At 66.8% G+C, this 20,667-nt stretch carries 19 protein-coding genes; 9 read left to right on the top strand and 10 right to left on the bottom strand.

Annotated features, from left to right (window positions below; genetic code table 11):
• Positions 1–48: 48 nt before the first annotated feature.
• Genes thiG through LK459_RS11240 form a run of 3 tightly spaced genes read right to left on the bottom strand, consistent with a single transcriptional unit; the run spans position 49 to position 2,190 of the window.
• Positions 49–855, bottom strand: coding sequence for a thiazole synthase (gene thiG, locus LK459_RS11250; RefSeq protein WP_227923706.1), 807 nt, complete (start codon positions 853–855; stop codon positions 49–51).
• A gap of 16 nt (positions 856–871) precedes the next feature.
• A complete protein-coding gene (thiS, locus tag LK459_RS11245) occupies positions 872–1,069 on the bottom strand; it encodes a sulfur carrier protein ThiS (protein ID WP_007238032.1) in 198 nt (65 codons plus the stop codon).
• The gene (locus LK459_RS11240) at positions 1,054–2,190 is read right to left on the bottom strand and encodes an FAD-dependent oxidoreductase (RefSeq protein WP_227923403.1); all 1,137 of its coding nucleotides are present in this window, start codon (positions 2,188–2,190) and stop codon (positions 1,054–1,056) included. Before LK459_RS11240 ends, thiS begins: the two co-directional genes overlap by 16 nt.
• A gap of 181 nt (positions 2,191–2,371) precedes the next feature.
• On the opposite strand from LK459_RS11240, the gene thiE reads away from it, so the two are divergent.
• Both thiE and LK459_RS11230 read left to right on the top strand, forming a co-directional pair.
• Positions 2,372–3,064: a thiamine phosphate synthase gene (gene thiE / locus LK459_RS11235; RefSeq protein ID WP_227923705.1), complete on the top strand. Its 693-nt coding sequence runs from the start codon at positions 2,372–2,374 to the stop codon at positions 3,062–3,064.
• A gap of 353 nt (positions 3,065–3,417) precedes the next feature.
• Positions 3,418–3,807: a hypothetical protein gene (locus LK459_RS11230; protein ID WP_007238028.1), complete on the top strand. Its 390-nt coding sequence runs from the start codon at positions 3,418–3,420 to the stop codon at positions 3,805–3,807.
• Positions 3,808–3,828: 21 nt separating this feature from the next.
• Here LK459_RS11230 and LK459_RS11225 read toward each other — a convergent pair whose 3' ends face one another.
• A complete protein-coding gene (locus LK459_RS11225; RefSeq protein ID WP_007238027.1) occupies positions 3,829–4,308 on the bottom strand; it encodes an NUDIX hydrolase in 480 nt (159 codons plus the stop codon).
• A gap of 203 nt (positions 4,309–4,511) precedes the next feature.
• Here LK459_RS11225 and LK459_RS11220 point away from each other — a divergent pair, with 203 nt between their 5' ends.
• The 3 genes from LK459_RS11220 to LK459_RS11210 are packed head-to-tail and all read left to right on the top strand — an operon-like array spanning position 4,512 to position 9,513.
• Positions 4,512–5,954 (top strand): hypothetical protein, encoded by a 1,443-nt coding sequence (locus tag LK459_RS11220; RefSeq protein WP_227923703.1) that lies wholly within the window; start codon positions 4,512–4,514, stop codon positions 5,952–5,954.
• On the top strand, positions 5,951–6,964 hold the full coding sequence (locus LK459_RS11215; protein ID WP_227923399.1) for a glutamate ABC transporter substrate-binding protein: 1,014 nt from the start codon (positions 5,951–5,953) through the stop codon (positions 6,962–6,964). Before LK459_RS11220 ends, LK459_RS11215 begins: the two co-directional genes overlap by 4 nt.
• Before the next feature lie 11 nt (positions 6,965–6,975).
• Positions 6,976–9,513, top strand: coding sequence for a serine/threonine-protein kinase (locus LK459_RS11210; RefSeq protein ID WP_322590821.1), 2,538 nt, complete (start codon positions 6,976–6,978; stop codon positions 9,511–9,513).
• 18 nt (positions 9,514–9,531) lie between these two features.
• Here LK459_RS11210 and LK459_RS11205 read toward each other — a convergent pair whose 3' ends face one another.
• From LK459_RS11205 to LK459_RS11195, 3 genes are read right to left on the bottom strand one after another with little or no spacing between them, the layout of a single operon-like run.
• Entirely contained in the window at positions 9,532–10,749 is a 1,218-nt protein-coding gene (locus LK459_RS11205) for an acetate kinase (RefSeq protein ID WP_227923397.1), read from the bottom strand.
• Positions 10,746–12,848 (bottom strand): phosphate acetyltransferase, encoded by a 2,103-nt coding sequence (gene pta, locus LK459_RS11200; protein ID WP_007238022.1) that lies wholly within the window; start codon positions 12,846–12,848, stop codon positions 10,746–10,748. The genes LK459_RS11205 and pta overlap by 4 nt, the downstream gene beginning before the upstream one ends.
• 52 nt (positions 12,849–12,900) lie before the next feature.
• Complete coding sequence (locus LK459_RS11195; protein WP_007238021.1) at positions 12,901–13,449, bottom strand: TetR/AcrR family transcriptional regulator; 549 nt, start codon at positions 13,447–13,449, stop codon at positions 12,901–12,903.
• 109 nt (positions 13,450–13,558) lie between these two features.
• Here LK459_RS11195 and LK459_RS11190 point away from each other — a divergent pair, with 109 nt between their 5' ends.
• Positions 13,559–14,071: a GNAT family N-acetyltransferase gene (locus LK459_RS11190; protein WP_227923395.1), complete on the top strand. Its 513-nt coding sequence runs from the start codon at positions 13,559–13,561 to the stop codon at positions 14,069–14,071.
• Here the strand turns inward: LK459_RS11190 and LK459_RS11185 are convergent.
• On the bottom strand, positions 14,012–14,971 hold the full coding sequence (locus tag LK459_RS11185) for a DMT family transporter (protein WP_227923394.1): 960 nt from the start codon (positions 14,969–14,971) through the stop codon (positions 14,012–14,014). The two genes, LK459_RS11190 and LK459_RS11185, sit on opposite strands and share 60 nt — an antisense overlap.
• A gap of 83 nt (positions 14,972–15,054) precedes the next feature.
• On the opposite strand from LK459_RS11185, the gene LK459_RS11180 reads away from it, so the two are divergent.
• A complete protein-coding gene (locus tag LK459_RS11180; RefSeq protein ID WP_227923392.1) occupies positions 15,055–15,975 on the top strand; it encodes a LysR family transcriptional regulator in 921 nt (306 codons plus the stop codon).
• A gap of 36 nt (positions 15,976–16,011) precedes the next feature.
• Here LK459_RS11180 and fgd read toward each other — a convergent pair whose 3' ends face one another.
• Positions 16,012–17,034 (bottom strand): glucose-6-phosphate dehydrogenase (coenzyme-F420), encoded by a 1,023-nt coding sequence (gene fgd / locus LK459_RS11175; protein WP_227923391.1) that lies wholly within the window; start codon positions 17,032–17,034, stop codon positions 16,012–16,014.
• 137 nt (positions 17,035–17,171) lie between these two features.
• Here fgd and LK459_RS11170 point away from each other — a divergent pair, with 137 nt between their 5' ends.
• Entirely contained in the window at positions 17,172–18,092 is a 921-nt protein-coding gene (locus LK459_RS11170; RefSeq protein ID WP_227923389.1) for an alpha/beta hydrolase, read from the top strand.
• On the opposite strand, the gene LK459_RS11165 is transcribed toward LK459_RS11170, so the two are convergent.
• A complete protein-coding gene (locus LK459_RS11165) occupies positions 18,082–18,597 on the bottom strand; it encodes a hypothetical protein (RefSeq protein ID WP_007238015.1) in 516 nt (171 codons plus the stop codon). The two genes, LK459_RS11170 and LK459_RS11165, sit on opposite strands and share 11 nt — an antisense overlap.
• Before the next feature lie 121 nt (positions 18,598–18,718).
• Here LK459_RS11165 and LK459_RS11160 point away from each other — a divergent pair, with 121 nt between their 5' ends.
• A complete protein-coding gene (locus tag LK459_RS11160) occupies positions 18,719–20,638 on the top strand; it encodes an ABC transporter ATP-binding protein (RefSeq protein WP_227923388.1) in 1,920 nt (639 codons plus the stop codon).
• The last annotated feature ends 29 nt before the right edge of the window (positions 20,639–20,667 follow it).

Raw genomic sequence — 20,667 nt, 5'->3', positions numbered from 1 at the left:
GGCTCGACCATAGCGCGCGACGCCGCCCTCAGGCGTCAACCTCGACCCTCAGACGCGCTCCGGTGAGGACGCCCGTGCCCAGAAGCGCGTGGGGATTCGCCCGGCTCCCGCCGCCAGCCCGCCCGCGACCACTGCATGTTTCATCGCCGCGGCCATGCGCTCGGGGTCGTCGGCGCGAGTGACGGCAGACGCCAACAGCACACCGTCGCAGCGGAGTTCCATCGCGCGTGCGGCGTCGCTCGCGGTCCCGATTCCCGCATCCAGGATGATCGGCACCTGCGCTGCCGCGACGATCATCTCGATGTTGTGGGGATTGGAGATGCCCAGTCCCGTGCCGATCGGCGAGCCCAACGGCATCACCGCCGCCACACCGAGGTCGGCGAGCCGTGCCGCTAGAACAGGATCGTCGTTGGTGTAGGCCAACACCGTGAAACCGTCGTCGACGAGTCGTCGTGCCGCGTCGACGAGTTCGACGGCGTCGGGCAGCAGCGTGTGGTCGTCGGCGACCACTTCGAGTTTCACCCACGATGTCTCGACGGCTTCGCGCGCGAGCTGCGCCGTCAGCACGGCCTCCGCAGCGGTGTGACAGCCGGCGGTGTTGGGCAGAACCTCGATCTTCAAGCGACGCAACAGATCCAGCACACCGGTCGTCGAACCCGCGTTGACCCGACGCATCGCGACGGTGGTCAGTTCGGTGCCCGATGCGATCAACGCCCGCTCCAGGACCGCGAGGTTCGCAGCACCACCGGTACCCATGATCAGCCGGGACCCGAAGTGGCGGTCGGCAATTCGCAGTCCCCCGGCGTCCACGTCATGCACATTCGTGCCCTGCGGATCCGCGCCGTCCACATCCATGTCGCGTGCATCCATGTCAGCCGCCCTGCACAGCCGTGACGACCTCGACGACGGCGTCGGCGGGGACGACCGAATCCCACCTGCCGCGCGGCACCACGGCGCCGTCGACCGCCACTGCGATGCCACGGTCGGGCAGTCCGAGTCGCTCGACCAGCACGCCGACCGTCGGCTGCGGATCCCACTCGTGGGGTTCTCCGTTCACGGTGAAGCCCATCTGACCTCCTCGTTCTCGTACTCGTTCACGTGGTCGTTCTCGCGGTCACCGGTCGGGTGGTCGGTATCGCTGTGCTGCAACAACATCGAGACCCGCTGCGCCGTGTACGGCGCGAGGACGATGCCGTTACGTCCATGACCTGCTGCGACGATCACTCGCTCGTCGATCCGTCTGATGATGGGGAGCCCGTCGGCAGAGCACGGCCGATACCCGACACCGACCTCGCCCAGTGTGTAACCGGCGAGTCCGGGCATCACGGCGAGCGCGTCGTCGAGGAGATCACGTACCCCCGAAACCTCTGCTCCAGGCTCGTCGGACTCGTATTGCGTTGCGCCGACGACGATTCCGTCCGATCGCGGCACCAGGTACACCGTTCTGCCGTCGACCCGCGCGCGCACCACGTGGCTCGGTGGCGGCACCGACCACCTGGTCCGCGACAGCCGCAGAATCTCGCCCTTCGCCCGATGTATGGGCGCGTCCGGCCACAGACCGGTCACTCCGGCACCCGCCGCCAGCAACACCTGCGTGCCGTCGACATCGGCGAGATCGGTGACGGTGTCGTGGCGAAGCTGCGCACCCGCGTCGCGCAGAGCGCCACGAAGTCGCGTCAGCAGCAGTCGGTTGTCGACAGCACCCTCGCCGAGGGCGAGGAACCCGCCGACCAGACGCGACGACAGGGCCCCCTCCAACTCGCGGATCTGACTCGGCCCGACCGGACGGACCTCGCGTGTGTCGACCGACGACGGCGTCCACACCGTCTGCGCGAGCCGTGTGAGATGTTCGTGGTCAGTGGCTGTCGTCGCGACGAACAGCGAGTCGTCGGCCACCGAGATGCTCTCCGCACCCGCGGGGCCTCCGTCGCGCAGCGGGTCGCCGAGTCGTCGGAGCAACGCAGGCCACCCGGCCACCGACTCCGACGTCGCGGCGAGCAGTGCCTCCTCGCCCGGCAGTCCTTCACCGAGTGAGCCGAGCATGCCGCCCGCGACATGCGAGGCCCGCTGCTTCGCACCGGCGTCGTGGACGACGACGCGCATACCCGCGTCCACCGCCGCGAGAGCACTGGTGAGTCCGACGACGCCGCCGCCGACGACAGCGAGGTCGGGAACCGATGTATCGGACATGAACTGCAGACATCCTTCCTTCGCCGGCATGACCCGGATCAGGTACGACGGTCAGCGGGCGCGGCCCCGCACTCTCAGCCCGGCGATCGTCGGACTCCCGTGTGTTTCGCGTTCCAGCGTACTGGGTTGCCGATCTCGCGTCCTCGGCCACCGTGCGTCGACGGCTACGCTGACCACCGTGATGGCCATCCACTCGCACCGGCATGCTCGGCTCGCCACGGCACGGCTCTACCTGTGTACCGACGCGCGGCGAGAACGCGGCGACCTCGTCGAGTTCGTCGACGCCGCGCTGGCGGGCGGCGTCGACATCGTGCAACTGCGCGACAAGGGGTCGGCCGGCGAGAAGCAGTTCGGCACTCTCGAGGCGCGCGAGGAACTGGAGATCCTCGCACTGCTGCGTGAGGTGACGAGTGCCCGCAACGCGCTTCTTGCGGTCAACGACCGGGCCGACATCGCGACGCTCGCCGATGCCGACATCCTGCACATCGGACAGGACGATCTGCCGCCCGCAGCGGCTCGTCGGATCGTCGGGAAGCACGTGATCGTCGGCAGGTCTACGCACGACGTCGAGCAGGCCGCGGCAGCGGCAGCCGATCCCGACGTCGACTATTTCTGTGTCGGCCCGTGTTGGCCGACACCGACGAAGCCCGGGCGCCACGCACCTGGCCTCGAACTCGTGCGCGAGGTCGCCGCGAACGAGTCGGCCGACGATGTCCGCCACCGTAAGCCGTGGTTCGCGATCGGTGGGATCGACGCGACACGACTGACGGAGGTGACCGCCGCGGGTGCACAGCGGATCGTCGTCGTACGCGCGATCACCGCGGCATCCGATCCCGCGGCGGCAGCGACGGAACTGCGAGATCCCCTCGCCTGAACCCACCGGGCGCCCCACTCGTGGCTTTCCCGCAACCGGGGAGCAGTCGGTCGAACCACTTGCGGTCATCCCGGTGGTCGGGGCTAATGTAGACGCCACCATGTTGTGCGCACCGAGAATCCTCTGCACCCGCGGCCTCCGCGTAGCCCGCCGCAGCGGGGTCTAGTTTCGACCGACCCCCCGCTGCGGGGTCGTCATGCGCTCGTCGGTCACCGATTCTTCGACCGGAATGACCTTCACCGATGCACAACATTCATCTTTCGCCCTCATGCTGTGACCGTGACGCCACCGACCCGCTCTGGCAGCGGACCGGCCGTCGACTTCCCCGCGGAATCCGTCAGGAGGCGGCAGGTATGACCTGGCAGCAATTCATCGACGAATACACCGCGACCGGCACGATTCGTCTCGGGTCGTGGAGCGTCGCTCCGGCACCCGGCGACATGGTCGAGTGTCGGGCGACCATCGCCTACGACGATCGGATCATGTCGATGTCCGCGACATCGACCGGGCCGGTCGGCGCGATGACGTCGATCCTGCACGACCTCGGGGTCTCCGTGCAGATCGTCCGACTACACCAGCGTCGACTCGACGACCGCAACGTCTCGTTCCTGCTCTGCGAGCACGATCGACGTCAGTGCTGGGCCACCGGTGACGGTGAGACGACGGCCGACGCGAACATCAACGCTCTGATCGCCGGCGCGAACCGCCTGCTCGCAGGCCGCGATCTCGGCGTGGGTCTCTGAACGCACGGCAGACGCCTCGGTTCAGGGCATCGAGTCCAGCGCAGCGATGCGTTCGCGCAACCCGGGCCATGCCGTACCGAATGCGGGATGCAGCGGCAGCGTGGTCACTACCGGTTCGGGTACCCAGCGCAATTCCGTCGACTCGAGGTTGGCGGTGGTGACGACCGGTCGTTCGGCGTCGGCGATCACCGTCGTGTAGGTCCACCCGCTCTCGGTGCGGTGGGTGACGAGAGCCGCGACGACCGTCACCTGGTCGGCGACGATGCCCGCTTCCTCGCCCGCTTCCCGGATCGCGGTGTCGACGGCACTCTCGTGCGAATCGCGCGCTCCGCCGGGCAGACCCCAGGTGCCGCCCTGATCTGACCAGACCGCACGGTGCTGCAGCAGTACTCCCATGTCTCCGTCGGGAAGCGGCGCACGCAGGAGCAGACCCGCAGCGCCGTGCAGGCCCCAGTACCTCGCACCGCTGTCGAACACCCAACCGTCGCCGTCGCCGCGCACCGCGCCTCCTGATCGTTGCCGTGCCCTCCAACCCCCGCGCCCACCAACCTATGTGAACTCACAGCCGCGTGACACTCCCTCGTCCGGTGCAGTCGCCAAGCGGACAACGCGGACTAGGGTGGAAACGGACTCGACGTGGCGTACGACATACCCGAGGAGTGGACAACCCGACATCGACGGCGAACGCAGAGGGGACAGAGAAGGTGACCGGCGACGCATCCCCCGTGCGGGCAGTGCTGACCCGAGCAGGGCGGACCGTTCGCCCGGCAACCACATCGCCACCGCTGCGTGAGGTGCTCAGCGACCGTCGCGAACTCGTCGCCTCCGCACGGGCCGCCGCCCAGTCGCCGTTCTCCTCGGTACGGCACTACGCGAGGACGACACCGGGAAAGTTGATCCTGTTGTGTTTCGTGGTTGCGGTCACCTCGCTCGCGACGGGGTGGTACGCGTCGACGACCCTCAACAATCGGACGCATCAGCTGCAGACGATCATCGACCGTGCCGAACCGTTGTCCGAGGCCGCGCAGGTGCTCTACAGCTCGCTGTCGATCGCCGACGCGGCCGCCAACTCGGCGTTCATCTCCGGCGGTCCGGAGAATCCGCAACTGCGTCAGCGATACTCCGACGCGCTGGCGACCGCGTCGTCGTCGCTGCTCGTCACCGCGGGAAGCGACACCGGACCGGGCTCCGACGCGACAGCCGACACCCGCGCACTCAACTCCGATCTGGAGACCCTCACCACGACCATCCCCGTCTACAGCGGGCTGGTCGAGACCGCCCGGACCAACAACAGGCTCGGCAATCCCGTCGGATCGGCATACCTCGGTCAGGCGTCGGCGGTCATGCAGAACACGATCCTGCCCGCCGCGCAGCGGGTGTACGAGCGACGCTCGCTGGCCATCGCCGATCCGCAGAGTGCCCTGACAACTCCTCCGTGGGGCGTCTACGTTGCGCTGTTCGTCGTCGTGCTCCTTCTCCTCGGCACGTCGCGCTACCTGGCACGACGCACCAGGCGCCGGTTCAACGTCGGCATAGTCGCCGCGCTGGTCGCGATCATCGGCGGGTTGATCTGGTTGCTCACGTCCGGCCTGCTGTCGGTGGCGGCGACCAGCTCGGCCAAGACCGAAGGCGCGACCCCGCTGCGTGAACTCACCGAGGCCCGCATCCTCACTCAACAGGCGCGTTCGGCCGAGACGCTGTCGCTGCTGCGACGAGGCGACCAATCCGGCCTGCAGGACTCGTTCGAGCAGTCGACCGACCGGATCGGCATGCTCCTGGACAGGCTCGACAAGGACGGACAGTCGTCGGGCTCGCTCGACAGTGCTCGGATCGCCACGTTGCGCGGCGCACTCGACCAGTGGAAGAGGACCGACGCCCAGGTGCGCGACGAGATGACCACCGGAAACTTCTCGCAGGCGCGCGCCATGACGGTCGGTTCGTCGCCACAGAGTTCGGAGACCAGTTACAACGCGGTCGACTCCGCACTGGTGAATGCGATGACCACCACCCGATCCTCGTTCCGCGACGACATCAACACCGCGCAGCGTGTACTCGGCTTCACCGGCAACGGAATTCTCGCGCTGTCGGTCTTCGCGACGATCGCGTTGATCCTCGGCATGATCCCCCGCATCCGGGAGTACCGATGAGAACGCACACCGGCCGCGGACCATCGGGCATGGCGCGAACGACGATCTCGTTCGTCGCACTCGTGGTGGGTATGGTCATGCTCTCCGGCTGCGTCGACTTCCCGGCACCGCCGTCTCCCGGCCCGAGTGCGACAGCCGAGGTGCCGGAGCCCCTCGGGTCCGAGTTCGACGTCGCCAAGGAAGCTCCGCCCAACTCGTCGTCGTGCGATGCGACGCAGAGCCTGCGGCCCGCGGCGCAGCAACCCGAACCCGCTCGTATGCCGCCGGGGAGCACGATGGACGCGATCTTCCGGCGCGGCCGACTGATCGTGGGCACCGACATCGGCTCCAACCTGTTCAGCTTCCGCGATCCGATCACCGGTGACATCCAGGGATTCGACGTCGACCTCGCGCATGAGATCTCCCGTGCGATCTTCAACGACCCCAACCGCATCGAGTTCCGCGTGTTGAGTTCGAGCGAACGCATCAACGCGCTCCGCAATCAGGAGGTCGACGTCGTGATCAAGACGATGAGCATCACCTGCGACCGCCTGCGCGACATCAGCTTCTCAGCACCGTATTACGTTGCATCCCAACGAATTCTCGCACTGCGCGGATCCGGCATCACCGGTCCGGAGCAGCTGGCGAACAAGCGGGTCTGCGCTGCGCGGGGCACCACGTCGATCGGCCGCATGCAGCAGATACAACCCCGTGCGAAGATGGTGACCACCACGACGTGGGCCGACTGCCTGGTCATGCTCCAGCAGGCGCAGGTCGACGCGGTCAGCACCGACGACGCGATCCTCGCAGGCCTGGCGACACAGGATCCGTGGGCGCAGGTCGTCGGACCCAGCCTCGGCCAGGAGAACTACGGAGTTGGCATGCCGGTCGGGCACGACGACATGGTGCGGTTCGTCAACGGGACCCTCGCCCAACTCCGCGCCTCCGGGCGGTGGCAGGACATGTACGACCAGTGGCTGTCGATCCTCGGACCGGGATACGGCGCCCCCCAACCCTCATACCGCGATTGAGGCAACGCGAGATGTCCCGAAGCGACAAGCACAGCGCAACCCCGGCCGCCGAGAAAGAGCGCGACGAGCCGGCACCCGGGCCGGGCGGTGCCGGTCCGGGTGCAGATGCCGAGGTGGGTACCCAACGCGCCGATCTCGCCGCGCTCGAGGTCGGCACCCAGCGGGCACCGGACACCGACGCCGAGATGGGAACGCAGCGGGCAAGCCTCGACCAACTCGACGTCGGAACTCAGCGCGCCGACCCCGGCGTCGAACTCGCGACCGCCGCGACACCCGTGCACGGTTTACGCGACGAGTCGACGGGGCCGGTGGTGCCGTCGGGACCCACGGCACCCAACGACGCCCTGGTGTCGATCGGTCAGACCCGTCGGCTGGTGCCGCGCCGCCGTCCGCGCGTCCACGATCGTCGGCTCGGTTCGGGTTTGGTCGAACTGCCCAAGGTCACCGACATCGAGCCGCAGGACGCCGTGCTCGACTCCCCGGTCATCGCCGAGGGCAAGCGCAACTGCTGGCGGTGCGGGCGGCCGGTCGGACGGTCAACCGGCCCTGGTGCCGGTGAGCTGACGGGCGAATGTCCACACTGCGGTGCGCGGTACTCGTTCGTCCCCGGCCTGGCCAAGGGCACGCTCGTCGCGGGCCAGTACGAGATCGCCGGCGCGATCGCCCACGGCGGTCTCGGATGGATCTACCTCGCCATCGACCGCAACGTCTCCGACAGGCCCGTGGTCCTCAAAGGTCTGTTGAACTCGTCTGATTCGGAGGCTCAGCAGGTCGCACTCGCCGAACGACAGTTCCTGGCCTCGGTGAATCATCCGGGCATCGTGAAGATCTACAACTTCGTCGAGCATGTCACCGAGTTCGGCGACAGGTTCGGCTACATCGTCATGGAGTACATCGGTGGCCGGACCCTCAAGCAGATCACCTCGGAAGGCGATACCGAGACCGCTCTGCTCTCCGTCGAGCAGGCCATCGCGTACATGCTCGAGGTGCTGCCGGCCGTCGGATATCTGCATTCGGTCGGGCTGGTGTACAACGACGTCAAGCCCGACAACATCATGGTCGGCAGCGACGAGGTGAAGCTCATCGACCTCGGTGCCGTCTCTCCGATCAACGGTTACGGGCACCTGTACGGCACACCGGGTTTCCAAGCGCCCGAGATCGTGCAGACCGGACCGCAGGTGGTCACCGACATCTACAGCATCGGACGTACGCTCGCCGCACTCACCGTCGACATGCCCATGCGCGACGGACGCTACGTCGACGGGCTACCCGATCCGGAGGACACACCCGTCTTCCGCGACAATCCGTCGTTCTACCTGCTGCTGCAGCGCGCGACCGCGGCGGACCCGGCAGAGCGGTTCTCCTCCGCCGAGGAGATGACGACCCAGCTGCTCAATGTTCTCCGCGAGACCGTCGCGGTGCACACCGGGGTTCCCCGTCCGTCGCTGTCGACGGTGTTCACCCCGCAACGGTCGACGTTCGGCACCGAACTCATGCTGGCACCCGTCGACGGATTCTTCGATCCCGACCTCGCTGCCTTCTACGATCCGGTCGACATGGCGCGCGCGCTGCCGGTACCCCTCGTCGACCCCACCGATCCCGCTGCGGGACTACTCAACTCAGCGGCGTTGAGTGATCCCCGACAGACCTTGGACTCGATTCACGCCGCACGCGCCGAGGGCTTCCGCTCGCTCCTCGGGCAACCGACGTCGTCGGCGCATCCGTCGCTGGAGATCGACCTCGCCGAAGCGCGTGCACATCTCGAACTCGACGACGTCGACACGGCACTGGATCTGCTCCGCGAAGTCTCTGTGCAACACGGCGACTCGTGGCGGGTGCAGTGGTACATGGGCATCTGCGCTCTGATGAACGACGAGCCGGAGCTCGCGTACGAATGGTTCGACGCCGTGCTGCAGGCCATGCCGGGAGAGGTGGCACCCAAGCTCGCGGTCGCGGGTACGGCCGAGCTGATCGGTCGCTGGCTATCGGATGAACGCGATCCGTCCGAGGGCTCTCGACAACGCATCAACGACATGTATCACGTTGCGGCACAGAACTATCACGATCTCTGGCTCACCGACCACAGCATCGTCACGGCCGCGTTCGGCATGGCTCGACTCGCGGTCGCGCGCGGCGACTACGACGCGGCCATCGAGCCTCTCGATGAGGTGCCACCGACGAGCAGGCACTTCAACACGGCACGTGCGACCGCGGTCATCGCACTCGTCCACGGTCGTGACCCGTCGGAGCTACGCAAGGACCAGCTCGTCGAGGCCGCCAGGCGCATGGAGGCGATGCCCGACAGCGAGCCGCGCAAACAGCGACTCCAACTCATCGTGCTCGGTACCGCACTGGGGTGGGTGCACAACCATCCGGACCGGGCGGGAGAACCCGCGCGGCTTCTGGGCTTCCCGTTCACCGAGGAGGGTCTGCGCACGGGTACCGAGAAATCGCTGCGCCATCTCGCCCGGCAGACACGCACCAACCGCGACCACCGGTTCCTGCTCGTCGACCTCGCGAACTACGTGCGGCCGTGGTCGCTGTTCTGACGCACCGTCACCGGCGCACTACTCCGGCTGCTCGCCACGGGCGACGGCCGCGGCCTGACGTGCAATCGCGAGTTCTTCGTTGGTCGGGACCACCAGGACGTCGATCGCGCTCGAATCCGCCGAGATACGTCGGGCTTCCTTGCTGCGCAGAGTATTGCGCTCGTCGTCGATGACGATGCCGTAGTTCTCCAGTCCGGCCAGCGCATCGCGTCGTACGTTGTCGGCATTCTCCCCGACGCCTGCGGTGAACGTGATCGCGTCGACGGCGCCCAGTTCGATCATGTAGGCGCCGATGTAGCGGCGCAGGCGGTGGATGTAGACCTTGTACGCGCGTTTCGCGTTCTCGTCGCCGTTGTCCATACGCGCAGTGATGGTCCGAAAGTCGTTGTCGCCGCAAAGGCCTTTGAGTCCGGAGTTCTTGTTGAGCAGTGTGTCGAGTTGGTCGATGCTGAGTTTGGCCACGCGACTCAGGTGCAGCAGCACGCCTGGGTCGATGTCACCGCTACGTGTACCCATCACGAGACCCTCGAGAGGTGTCATGCCCATGCTGGTGTCGATGGGCTCGCCATGTGCGATCGCCGACGCCGATGCGCCGTTGCCGAGATGCAGCACGATCTGGTTCAGGTCGCCGTACTCACGACCGAGGAATTCGGCGACCTTTCCCGACACGTATTGATGGCTCGTGCCGTGAAAGCCGTAGCGTCGCACCGCATGTAGGTGTGCAACACCTCGGTCGATGGCGTACGTGGCAGCGTCGTCGGGGAGGTCGTGGAAGAACGCTGTGTCGAATACGGCCACCGACGGGACGTCGGGGAGCTTCTCCCGTGCGACCTGGATACCGGCGAGGTTCGCCTTGTTGTGCAGCGGTGCGAGGGTGGAGATCCGCGAGATCTCCGAGACGACCTCGTCGGTGACCAGGGTCGGGTGGAAGAAGCTCCGCCCGCCGTGCACGACGCGGTGTCCCACTGCGCTGAGTCCGGCATCGGCGAGGTCGGTTCCGGCATCTGCGAACATCTCCGACGCCGCGTCGAGCGCTGCCGAGATGTCTTGCAGGGGTTCGGTTCGGGTGGACGACTGACCGTTCTGCTCATGGGTGATCGACGACTGTTCCTCACCGATGCGTTCGGCTATCCCCTCGGCGATCACGTCGGTCGTGTCAGGGTGTAGCAGTTGATATTTCAGGGACGACGACCCCGCGTTGAGAACCAGGACGGCGCCGTCGGTCGCTGTACTCATCGGGTTGACTCCTGTGCGTCGATGTTCTGGGCCTGGATCGCGGTGATCGCGACGGTGTTCACGATGTCGGACACCAGAGCACCGCGGGAGAGGTCGTTGATGGGGCGCCGGAGACCCTGCAGCACAGGGCCGATGGCCACGGCTCCCGCACTGCGCTGCACGGCTTTGTAGGTGTTGTTCCCGGTGTTGAGGTCGGGGAAGATCAGCACCGTCGCACGTCCCGCAACCTCGGAGTCGGGCATCTTGGTCGCCGCGACGGACGGTTCGACGGCTGCGTCGTACTGGATCGGGCCCTCGACGGAGAGTTCCGGTGCGCGCTCGTGCACGAGATCGGTGGCGACACGAACCTTGTCGACGTCGGCGCCGGTGCCCGAGCGGCCTGTCGAGTACGAGAGCATCGCGATGCGCGGATCTATGCCGAACGCGGATGCCGTTGCGGCGGAAGAGATCGCGATGTCGGCGAGTTCAGTCGCGGTGGGATCCGGCACGATGGCGCAGTCGCCGTAGGTGAGCACCTTGTCGGGTAGGCACATGAAGAACACGCTCGACACGGTCGACACACCGGGCACCGTCTTGATGATCTCGAACGCCGGACGGATCGTGTGCGCGGTGGTGTGTGCCGCACCGGAGACCATGCCGTCGGCGCGTCCGGTGTGCACGAGCATGGTGCCGAAGTAGGAGACGTCGCGCATCCGCTCCTGGGCGTGCTCGAAATCCATGCCCTTGTGCTTGCGGAGTTCGGCGTAGGTATGCGCGAATTCGTCGGTGAGTTCGGAGTTCTGGGGATCGATGATCTCGACGCCACCGAGGTCGACACCGAGATCGGCCGCGCGGGCGGTGACCGTTTCGGGATCTCCGAGAATGATCAGCGCCACCACGCCGCGGCGCAGCAATTGACCAGCGGCCCGCAGGATTCGGTCGTCGCCGCCTTCGGGGAGGACGATGCGTTTGAGATCCGAACGTGCCCGGGTGATCAACCCGTACTCGAACATCTGCGGGGTGACGACCTCGGACGGCCTGACGTCGAGCACCTTGATCAATTCGTCGGGCTCGACATACTGCTCCATGAGCCCGAGCGCGGCGTCGATCTTGCGTGCCGATCCGATCGCGATGCGCCCGCGGGTGTCGGCGGCGATGCGGGCGGTGTCGTATGTCCCCTGCTCACACGTGATGACCGGCAGCTTGGACCGTAGTCCGCCGACGAGCGCGTCGATCATCGGATGCGGTTTGAGCCCACCGTTGAGAATGATGCCCGTCAATCTCGGAAATCCCTGTGCGGCATTGGCATTGACCAGCGAGAGCAGCACGTCGGAGCGGTCGGCCGGAGTGATCACCACCATGCCCTCGGTCAACCGTTCGAGGATGTGCTCGGCCGTCATGCCGCCGACCATCACCCGCAGCGCCTCGCGGTCGAGGAGTTCCGGGTCGCCGCTGTACATTTCGGCACCGAGCGACTTCTTGAGTTCGGCCATCGTCGGCGCGAAGAGCACAGGGAGTTCCGGAAGACACCAGCACGGGACGTCGAGTTTGGCCAGCGCGGCACCGATCTCGTTGATGTGGTCGGGGTCGCAGCGATTGGCGACGATGGCCGCCGTGGTGGCGTGCATGGCGGCGATCTCGGTGCGCAGGTGCTCGGCGAGGTCGCGTACCTCGGCGGGCGTGCGGTCGAGCGCCTTGAGCGCCAGGATGATCGGCGCCGAGAGGTTGGCTGCGATACGTGCGTTGTAGGTGAGCTCCGACGGATTACCCACGTCGGTGTAGTCGGAGCCGACGATGACGACGGCGTCGCATTGCGACTCGACGGCGTGGAAACGTGCGACGATCTCCCCGATCGAGCCGCTCGGGTCGGCGTGTACCTGGTCGTAGGTGACGCCGATGGCGTCGTCGTAGTCGATATCGGCCGAGGTGTGTTCGAGGAGGAGGTCGAGCAGATAATCCCGCTCGCCGTGTGCGGCCCGTGAGATCGGGCGGAACACGCCGACACGACCCCCGGTCGCCGTCAGCAGCGACAGCACGCCGAGCGCCACCGCCGATTTCCCGGTCTCCGCTTCCGCGGACACGATGTAGATCTTCGTTGCGCTCACTGCGTCGGGCGACATAGTGGTCAGAGTAGTTGGTGCCTCTCGCGTGCGTCGCGGGTGAGGTGACCGGTCAGGTCACGATTGCCCGAACGATCAGATCGGCGATCTGATCGTCGGTCATGCTGCTGTCGGGAACGAGCATCAGTGAATAGATGATGCGGACCATGAACTCCGCTGCGCCACGCGGATCGGGGGTCAGCTCGGCCTGTACCTCGGGCGCAACGTCGGGCAGCGTCGCGTCGACGATCTTCTCGATCAGGTCGGGTCCGTCGTCGTCGTTGGTGGCGACGAGTGCGCGCACGATCTCCTCGGGTTCCTGGCGGAGAACGTACTGCAGTGCCTCGTGTTCGCGGATGTAGGGCAGGACGCCGAGTACCTGCGCGCGTACCTTGCCCGCGGCGTCGGGCGCGGTGGCCGACCATTCGCGTAGCTTCACCCGCAACAGTGCGATCTCACGGTCGAGCATTGCGGCGACGAGTGCGTCGCGGCCGCCGAACATCCGGTACGCCGTTGCGCGTGCCACCCCCGCATGACGGGCAACGGACGTCAGGCTGAGTGCTTTGGCGCCGAAGCGCGACACCAATGCGACGCCCACGTCGACGAGGCGATCCGATTCCATGAGGAGAAGTTAGCGAATCGGATCGACGTCGGCGCACGGTACCGGCCACTTACGCGCGCCATGGCGCGTGCCGCTCGGTGCGCGCATCCATGCCCTAAGCTCTGCGGCCATGGAGATTCGTGACGCGCAGGCGCGCGACGTCCCCGGCATCACGCTCATCTACAACGACGCCGTCGAACACACCACCGCCATCTGGAACGAGGAACTCGTCGACGACGCGAACCGGTCGGCATGGCTCGCGGATCGGCTGGGGGCCGGATTTCCGGTTCTGGTCGCTGCCGACTCCGATGGTGCGGTGCTCGGCTACGCGACCTACGGTCCGTGGCGCCCGCACGACGGATTCCGGCACACCGTCGAGCACTCGGTGTATGTGCGCTCCGGCCAGCGCGGGCGGGGTACGGGACAGTCGCTCATGCGCGCGCTCATCGACCGCGCACGCACCGACGGCGTGCACGTGATGGTCGCGGCGATCGATGCGTCGAATTCGGGATCGATCCGGATTCACGAGCGACTCGGCTTCACGCGTGTCGGGCTGCTGCCGCAGGTCGGGACGAAGTTCGGCTCATGGCTCGATCTCGCATTCCTCCAACTGATCCTCGACGACGCGCAGCCTGCGCGATGAGGGCACGCGGATCAATCCCCGCGTCATCGCCACCCCCGCCAGGCACAGCACACCCCCGACGACACGCAGCGGCGTAGGGACCTCGGCGAGCAGTAGCCACGACAGCACGATGACGACCGCGGGCACGACCAACGTCGTCGCGGTCAGTGCACCGGCACTCGTACGCGAGAGTGCATACGCCCAGGTGGTGAACGCGATGGCTGTGGGACCGACGCCGAGGAAGACCATCGCGCCGATGTCGGAGGCCGGTGCCGTGCTCACCTCACGAATGGCGGCGGGCGCGAACGGGACGGTGGCGATCACACCCGCCGCGACGCCCCAGAACGTCGCGGTCAGTCCGTCGACATGACCGAGCGCCACCTTCTGGACAAGAACGCCTGTTGCGTAGAGCACGGCGGCGGTCAACCCGAGAGCGATGCCGAGCCAGTCGGCGTGCGGTCCGGTACCGCCGACGGCGATGAGCACGACGCCGGCGAACGCCACGCCGATACCGACGAGCAGTCGACCGGAGAATCCCTCGCCGAGGAAGAGTCCCGCGAACACCGCGACGAGAATGGGTGCGAAGTTCACGAGCAGTGCTGCGGTCCCCGCGTCGAGATGTTGCTCGGCCCAGTTCAGGACGACCGTGTAGACCGCGAACCACGCCACGCCATAGCCGACGACGAGAGCAAGCGCCCTACCGCGCGGAAGCGGTGGGATCCATGGGCGCGAACCCGCACGCCGACGCATCACGCCGACGATGACGACGAGCGCGACAACCGCGACCGCCAACCGTCCGAACGCGAGTGCCCCGGGCGAGAACGAGTGGCCCGCCGAGCGGATCGCGATGAACGACAGCGACCACAGCGCAACGGTGACCAACGCGGCGAGCACTGCGAGATCGGGGAGTCGACGGGTCATGGCACTCATCCTCCGCGCGCACTTTGCTTCAGCACAAGTTCATATTTCTTCACGACCGTTGAGTACCGCTGTATATTCGCGGTATGATCGATCCCCATCGCCTCCGCGTGTTCCGAGCGGTCGTCGCCGAGGGGTCCGTCGGTGGCGCGGCGTCGGCGCTCGGTTACACACCGTCGGCTGTGAGCCAACATCTCGCCACGCTGCAGCGTGAGACCGGCCTGACGCTGATGGAACGTGATGGCCGAGGCGTCGTGGCCACGGAGGCCGGACGGATACTCGCCGCCGAATCGGAAGCGGTGTTCGACCAACTCGCGCGCGTCGACGGTCTCGTCGCAGACCTACGCAATGGTCGCGCGGGTGCACTCCGCGTCACCTACTTCGGTTCTGCCGGCGCGGCATGGATGCCGACGGTGGTCGCTGCGGTGCGGCGGGAGTTCCCCGCGCTACGCCTCGATCTCCGGTTACTCGAGATCAGCGATCCGACTCTCACGCCACCCGACATCGAGGTCGGCGTCGACGCGACCGGCTCCGCGATCGACGCGGGACAGCTACGCGACTACGACGTCACGCCGCTGGTGACCGAGGAGTATCGCGTGGTGGTGACGCCCGATTCGCCTTTTGCGACACGGGATTCGGTGCTGTTGCGCGAGTTGGCCGACGACGTGTGGATCGACAACGACATTGCACGCGGCCCCTGTCGAGAGGCACTGCTCCGCGCATGCACCGCGGCTGGGTTCACTCCATGCTTCGGCGTGGAGGCCCACGACTACCCGGCCGCGATCAGTTTCGTGGCCGCGGGGATCGGACTCACCGTGGTGCCCGCGCTCGCCCTCGTCGACGTGCCCGCCGATGTGCGGGTGATCCCGATCGCCGAACCGACTCCGCGACGGTCGATCTCGATCCGACGCCGCCACTCGCTCCGCGAACACGACGCGGCCGATCGCATCGTCGAGCTCGTACGTGAGCAGGCTCGGCGGACACACGGCGAGCTGGTCGGTGCGTGACCGATCGGGCCGCGGCGATCTGCTGGAGCGGGTGGATCAGTCGGCGACGGCCAGCTTGCGTAGCCGCGGCGCGAGATCCTTCTCGAAGTTGTCGAGGAACCGCTCCTGGTCGTGACCGGGGGCGTGGAAGACCAGGTGGTTCAGTCCGGCGTCGGTGTAGAACTTGACCTTCTCGACGGCTTCGTCGGGATCCGACGCGACGATCCAGCGCTTGGCGACCTGCTCGATCGGGAGTTCGTCGGCGAGGCGCTCCATCTCGGTCGAGCTGTTGAGGCTGTTCTTCTGGTCGGCGGTCAGCGACAGCGGCGCCCAGAAGCGGCAGTTCTCAAGTGCGAGTTCCGGATCGGGATCGTAGGAGATCTTGATCTCGATCATCCGATCGATGTCGGCGAAGTTGCGCTCGGCCTTCTCCGCGCCCTCCTTGACCGCGGGGATGAGCTTCTCGGTGTAGAGCTCCGGCCCCTTGCCCGAGGTGCAGATGAAGCCGTCGCCGGAGCGGCCCGCATACCGTGCGACCACAGGCCCACCGGCGGCGACGTAGACGGGGATCTGATGCTCGGGCAGGTCGTACATGTAGGCGCCCTTGGTGTGGTAGTACTCGCCGTCGAAGTTGATCTCCTCGCCGGTCCACAGCTCACGCATGAGCTTGATGGCCTCGCGTAGGCGGGCGAAGCGCTCCTTGAAGTCGGGCCACTCGCCCTGGAACCCGGTGGCGTACTCGTTGAGCGCCTCGCCGGTGCCGACACCGAGCATGATGCGGTCGGGGTAGAGACAGCCCATCGTCGCAAACGCCTGGGCGATCACGGCGGGGTTGTAGCGGAAGGTCGGGGTCAGCACGGACGTACCGATCTGTACACGCTTGGTGCGCTCACCCACCGCCGCCATCCACGACAGCGAGAACGGGGCGTGGCCGCCATTGTGTCGCCACGGCTGGAAGTGGTCGGAGACGGCGACCGAATCCATGCCGTGCTCCTCGGCCGCAACCGCGATCTCCACCAGCTCACGCGGCGCGAACTGCTCCGCGGAGGCCTTGTATCCGAGCTTGAGTTCCTGTGCCATACCTACGCCTCACTGCCGATTGCTGGACCGAACGATCACTCTGTGATCCAACGTACCCATGCGCGACTGGCGCGGATCGTCGAGGGCGGGGCCGATCCGGCGAGTTGTGTGGGATCGAGGGGTACATTTTTGTACCCGTGGATCCCACGCAACTCGACGCTCCCCCGATCGAGCCCCGCCTATTCGCATTGGCCGACGAATCACGCGCGTTCTATGCCGCGCGCGGCACCGGACGCGGGCCGCAGAGCGCCGCCGAGGTGCACCGACTGCGCGAACAGCGCATGGCCGATCCGAGGCCCCGCGACCCGCGGGCCGTCGATCTCACCGCCGAGTGGGCGGGGCGAGCCGTGACGCTACGGGTCATCACGCCAGAGGTCTCTGCGCGCGGTGTGGTGCTCGATCTGCACGGCGGCGGGTTCTATCTGGGGTCGGCTGCCGATCACGACAGCTGGAATCGCGCACTTTCCGACGCGCTCGACGCCGTGGTGGTCGGCGTCGACTACCGCCTGGCACCCGAGCATCCGTGGCCGGCCGCACCAGACGACTGCGAGGTCGCGGCTCGATGGCTGGTCGAGAACGCGACGGCGCAGTTCGGCACCGACAGGCTCGTCCTCGTGGGCTTCTCCGCGGGGTCGACGCTGGCGATGACAACGCTGCTACGCCTCCGCGAGACCGGCCTTGCCGACCGGTTCCGCGGAGCCGCACTGCACTTCGGCACCTACGACCTCAGCTCGACCACGCCCGCCGGACGCCTGATCGCCGACGAGTACTTCCTCGAGGCGTACGTCGGGCACGTCGTTGACCGCACACTCCCCGACATCTCCCCGCTCTTCGGCGCCTTGTCGGGACTGCCCCCGATGACGCTCGTCGTCGGCTCCGAGGACGTCCTGCTCGACGACAACACAGCCATGGCGCAACAACTGTCACGGGCGGGAAACGACGTCGATCTGCGCGTGTATCCCGCATCGCCACACGGATTCACACATCACGCGACGTCGATGGCGGCAGTCGCGCGCCACGACATCTCCGCGTGGCTCGCCGAAAGACTCACCGCATGATCGGATCGTCCGCCGCCCCGCGAGGCAGGTCGACGGCGTAGCTGTAGTGGCAACCGAGGTCGGTCCGCGCCGGGGCATCCGTGTTGTCACGGAACCAGCTGATACAGGCCTCAGCGGCAAGTCTGCGGTCACGCGTGTAGAAATAGCCGTCGGTGCAGTCGTCGAACGGGTCATCGTGGTGCCAGACGTCGAGCCGCACAGACGAGGCGTCGTGATCGGTGAAGCGCAGGGTGCGCAGCGCGGTGCGCGACCGTCGCACGAGAAAGACACCGTCGTCGAGCACATAGACCTGTGCGCATACGGCATCGGGTGCTCCGAAATCGACCTCGTCGTCGGCGTCGATGTCATCGTCCTCGATATCGGCTTCGACCTCGTCCCAGTCCTCGGCCAACCGGACATCATTGGGTCCGAGACTGAACTCGAGGCCGGCCGGCTGTTCGTCGAGCGATTCGGCGACCCACTCGAGCATCGAGTCCCAATCGTTGATCGGATAGAGCTTGGTCATGCTCCCCATTGTCGTGGACGGGTCTGACAATCATGGCCGGGTCCGACGATCACATCGGGTCCGCTGTCAGCTGAACCCACAGCTGGACTTCAACTGAGCTTGAGCTTCTACCCTGGACGACATGAGTATGCAGTCCGTCGCCTGGGACATGATGTACAAGTCGTCGAATTCGCCATCGCAGAAGAGGCTGCGGGGCGATCGGCGCGGCACATTGCGCCGCATCATGTCGTTCGCGCGCCCGCACCGCGGCCGGATCACCGTGTTTCTCGTCTTGTCGGTGTGCACCGCGGTCCTGACCGTCGTCACCCCGATTCTCGCGGGGCGCGTCGTGAATCTGATCAGCGACGGCGGAGCAGGCGGGACCATCGTCGGTCTGGCCGTGCTGATCGCGCTGATCGCCGTCGCAGAGGCGGCCGCGGCGATCGGCACACGCTGGCTCTCCGCGCACATCGGAGAGGGACTCATCCTGGACCTGCGACGGTCGGTCTTCGACCATGTCCAGAAGATGCCGGTCGCCTTCTTCACGCGAACCCGCACAGGAGCGTTGGTCAGTCGCCTCAACAACGACGTCATCGGCGCACAGCGTGCGTTCAGCGACACGCTCTCGGGAGTCGTGTCCAACATCGTGACGCTCGCACTGACGCTCGGCGTGATGTTCGCGATCAGTTGGCAGATCACACTGCTCGCCTTGATCCTGTTGCCGCTCTTCGTCATACCCGCCCGACGGATGGCCCGACGAATGGCGGCACTCTCCCGGGAAGCCGCGGAACACAACGCGCGCATGTCGACACAGATGACCGAGCGATTCTCTGCGCCCGGCGCCACCTTGATCAAACTCTTCGGCAGCCCGGCACTGGAGAGCCGCGAGTTCGCCACGCGCGCAGACCGGGTCCGCGACATCGGGGTGCGCCGCGCCATGCTGCAGGGCATCTTCATCACGGCGCTGACCCTGGTCTCGGCATTGGCGCTCGCACTCGTCTACGGCCTCGGCGGATGGCTCGCGGTACACCAGCATCTGTCGGCGGGAGCCGTTGTGGCACTGGCGTTACTGCTGACCCGCATGTACGCACCGCTGACGGCGCTCGCCAATGCACGCGTCGAGATCATGAGCGCACTGGTCAGTTTCGAGCGTGTCTTCGAGGTACTCGACCTCACACCCCTGATCGCCGACAAGCCCGACGCCGCCGACGTTCCGGATACCGAGAACGGCGTCGGCGTGCGCTTCGACCACGTGTCCTTCGGCTACCCGTCGGCCGACAAGGTCTCGCTGGCCTCGCTCGAAGAGGTTGCGCAGCTGGACAACCGGGGCGGTACCCAGGTGTTGCACGACATCGACATCGACGTCCCGGCCGGGTCGATGGTCGCGCTGGTGGGAAGTTCCGGTGCGGGCAAGTCGACCATCGCGAGCCTCGCGACGCGTCTGTACGACGTCGACGAGGGCGCGGTCCGTCTCAACGGCGTCGACGTCCGTGATCTGCGCAGCGAATCGGTGCACCGCACCGTCGGCCTGGTGACCCAGGACGGCCACCTCTTCCACGACACCGTCCGCGCCAATCTCGTTCTAGCCCAACCCGACGCCTCGGACGACCAGATCTGGGACGCACTGCGGCGGGCCCGCCTCGACCAACTCGTCGAGAGCCTGCCCGACGGGTTGGACACCATCGTCGGCGAACGCGGCTACCGACTCTCTGGCGGCGAACGCCAACGCATGACCATCGCGCGGTTGCTACTCGCCCACCCCGCCGTGGTGATCCTCGACGAGGCCACGGCACACCTGGATTCGACGTCGGAGGCCGCCGTCCAGGAGGCGCTGGGCGAAGCACTGCACGGGCGGACGTCGATCGTCATCGCACACCGCTTGTCGACGATCCGCGCGGCCGACGAGATCGTGGTCATCGAAGCCGGGCGCGTCGTCGAACGCGGTGATCACCGAGCACTGCTGGCGGCCAACGGTCGTTACGCACAGCTCTACCGCACGCAGTTCGCGGACGAGAGCTCCGAGAAGCAGTCGGAGTGTTGCCCGGAGACATTGAGCGCGTAGTGGTTTCGACACGGCTGCTCGCTGCGCTC

The organism is Gordonia otitidis (genome assembly GCF_020735545.1).
Lineage (GTDB): Bacteria > Actinomycetota > Actinomycetes > Mycobacteriales > Mycobacteriaceae > Gordonia > Gordonia otitidis.
Note: the sequence above shows the minus strand (reverse complement) of the source record. Positions and strands in the feature narration are given on the sequence as shown.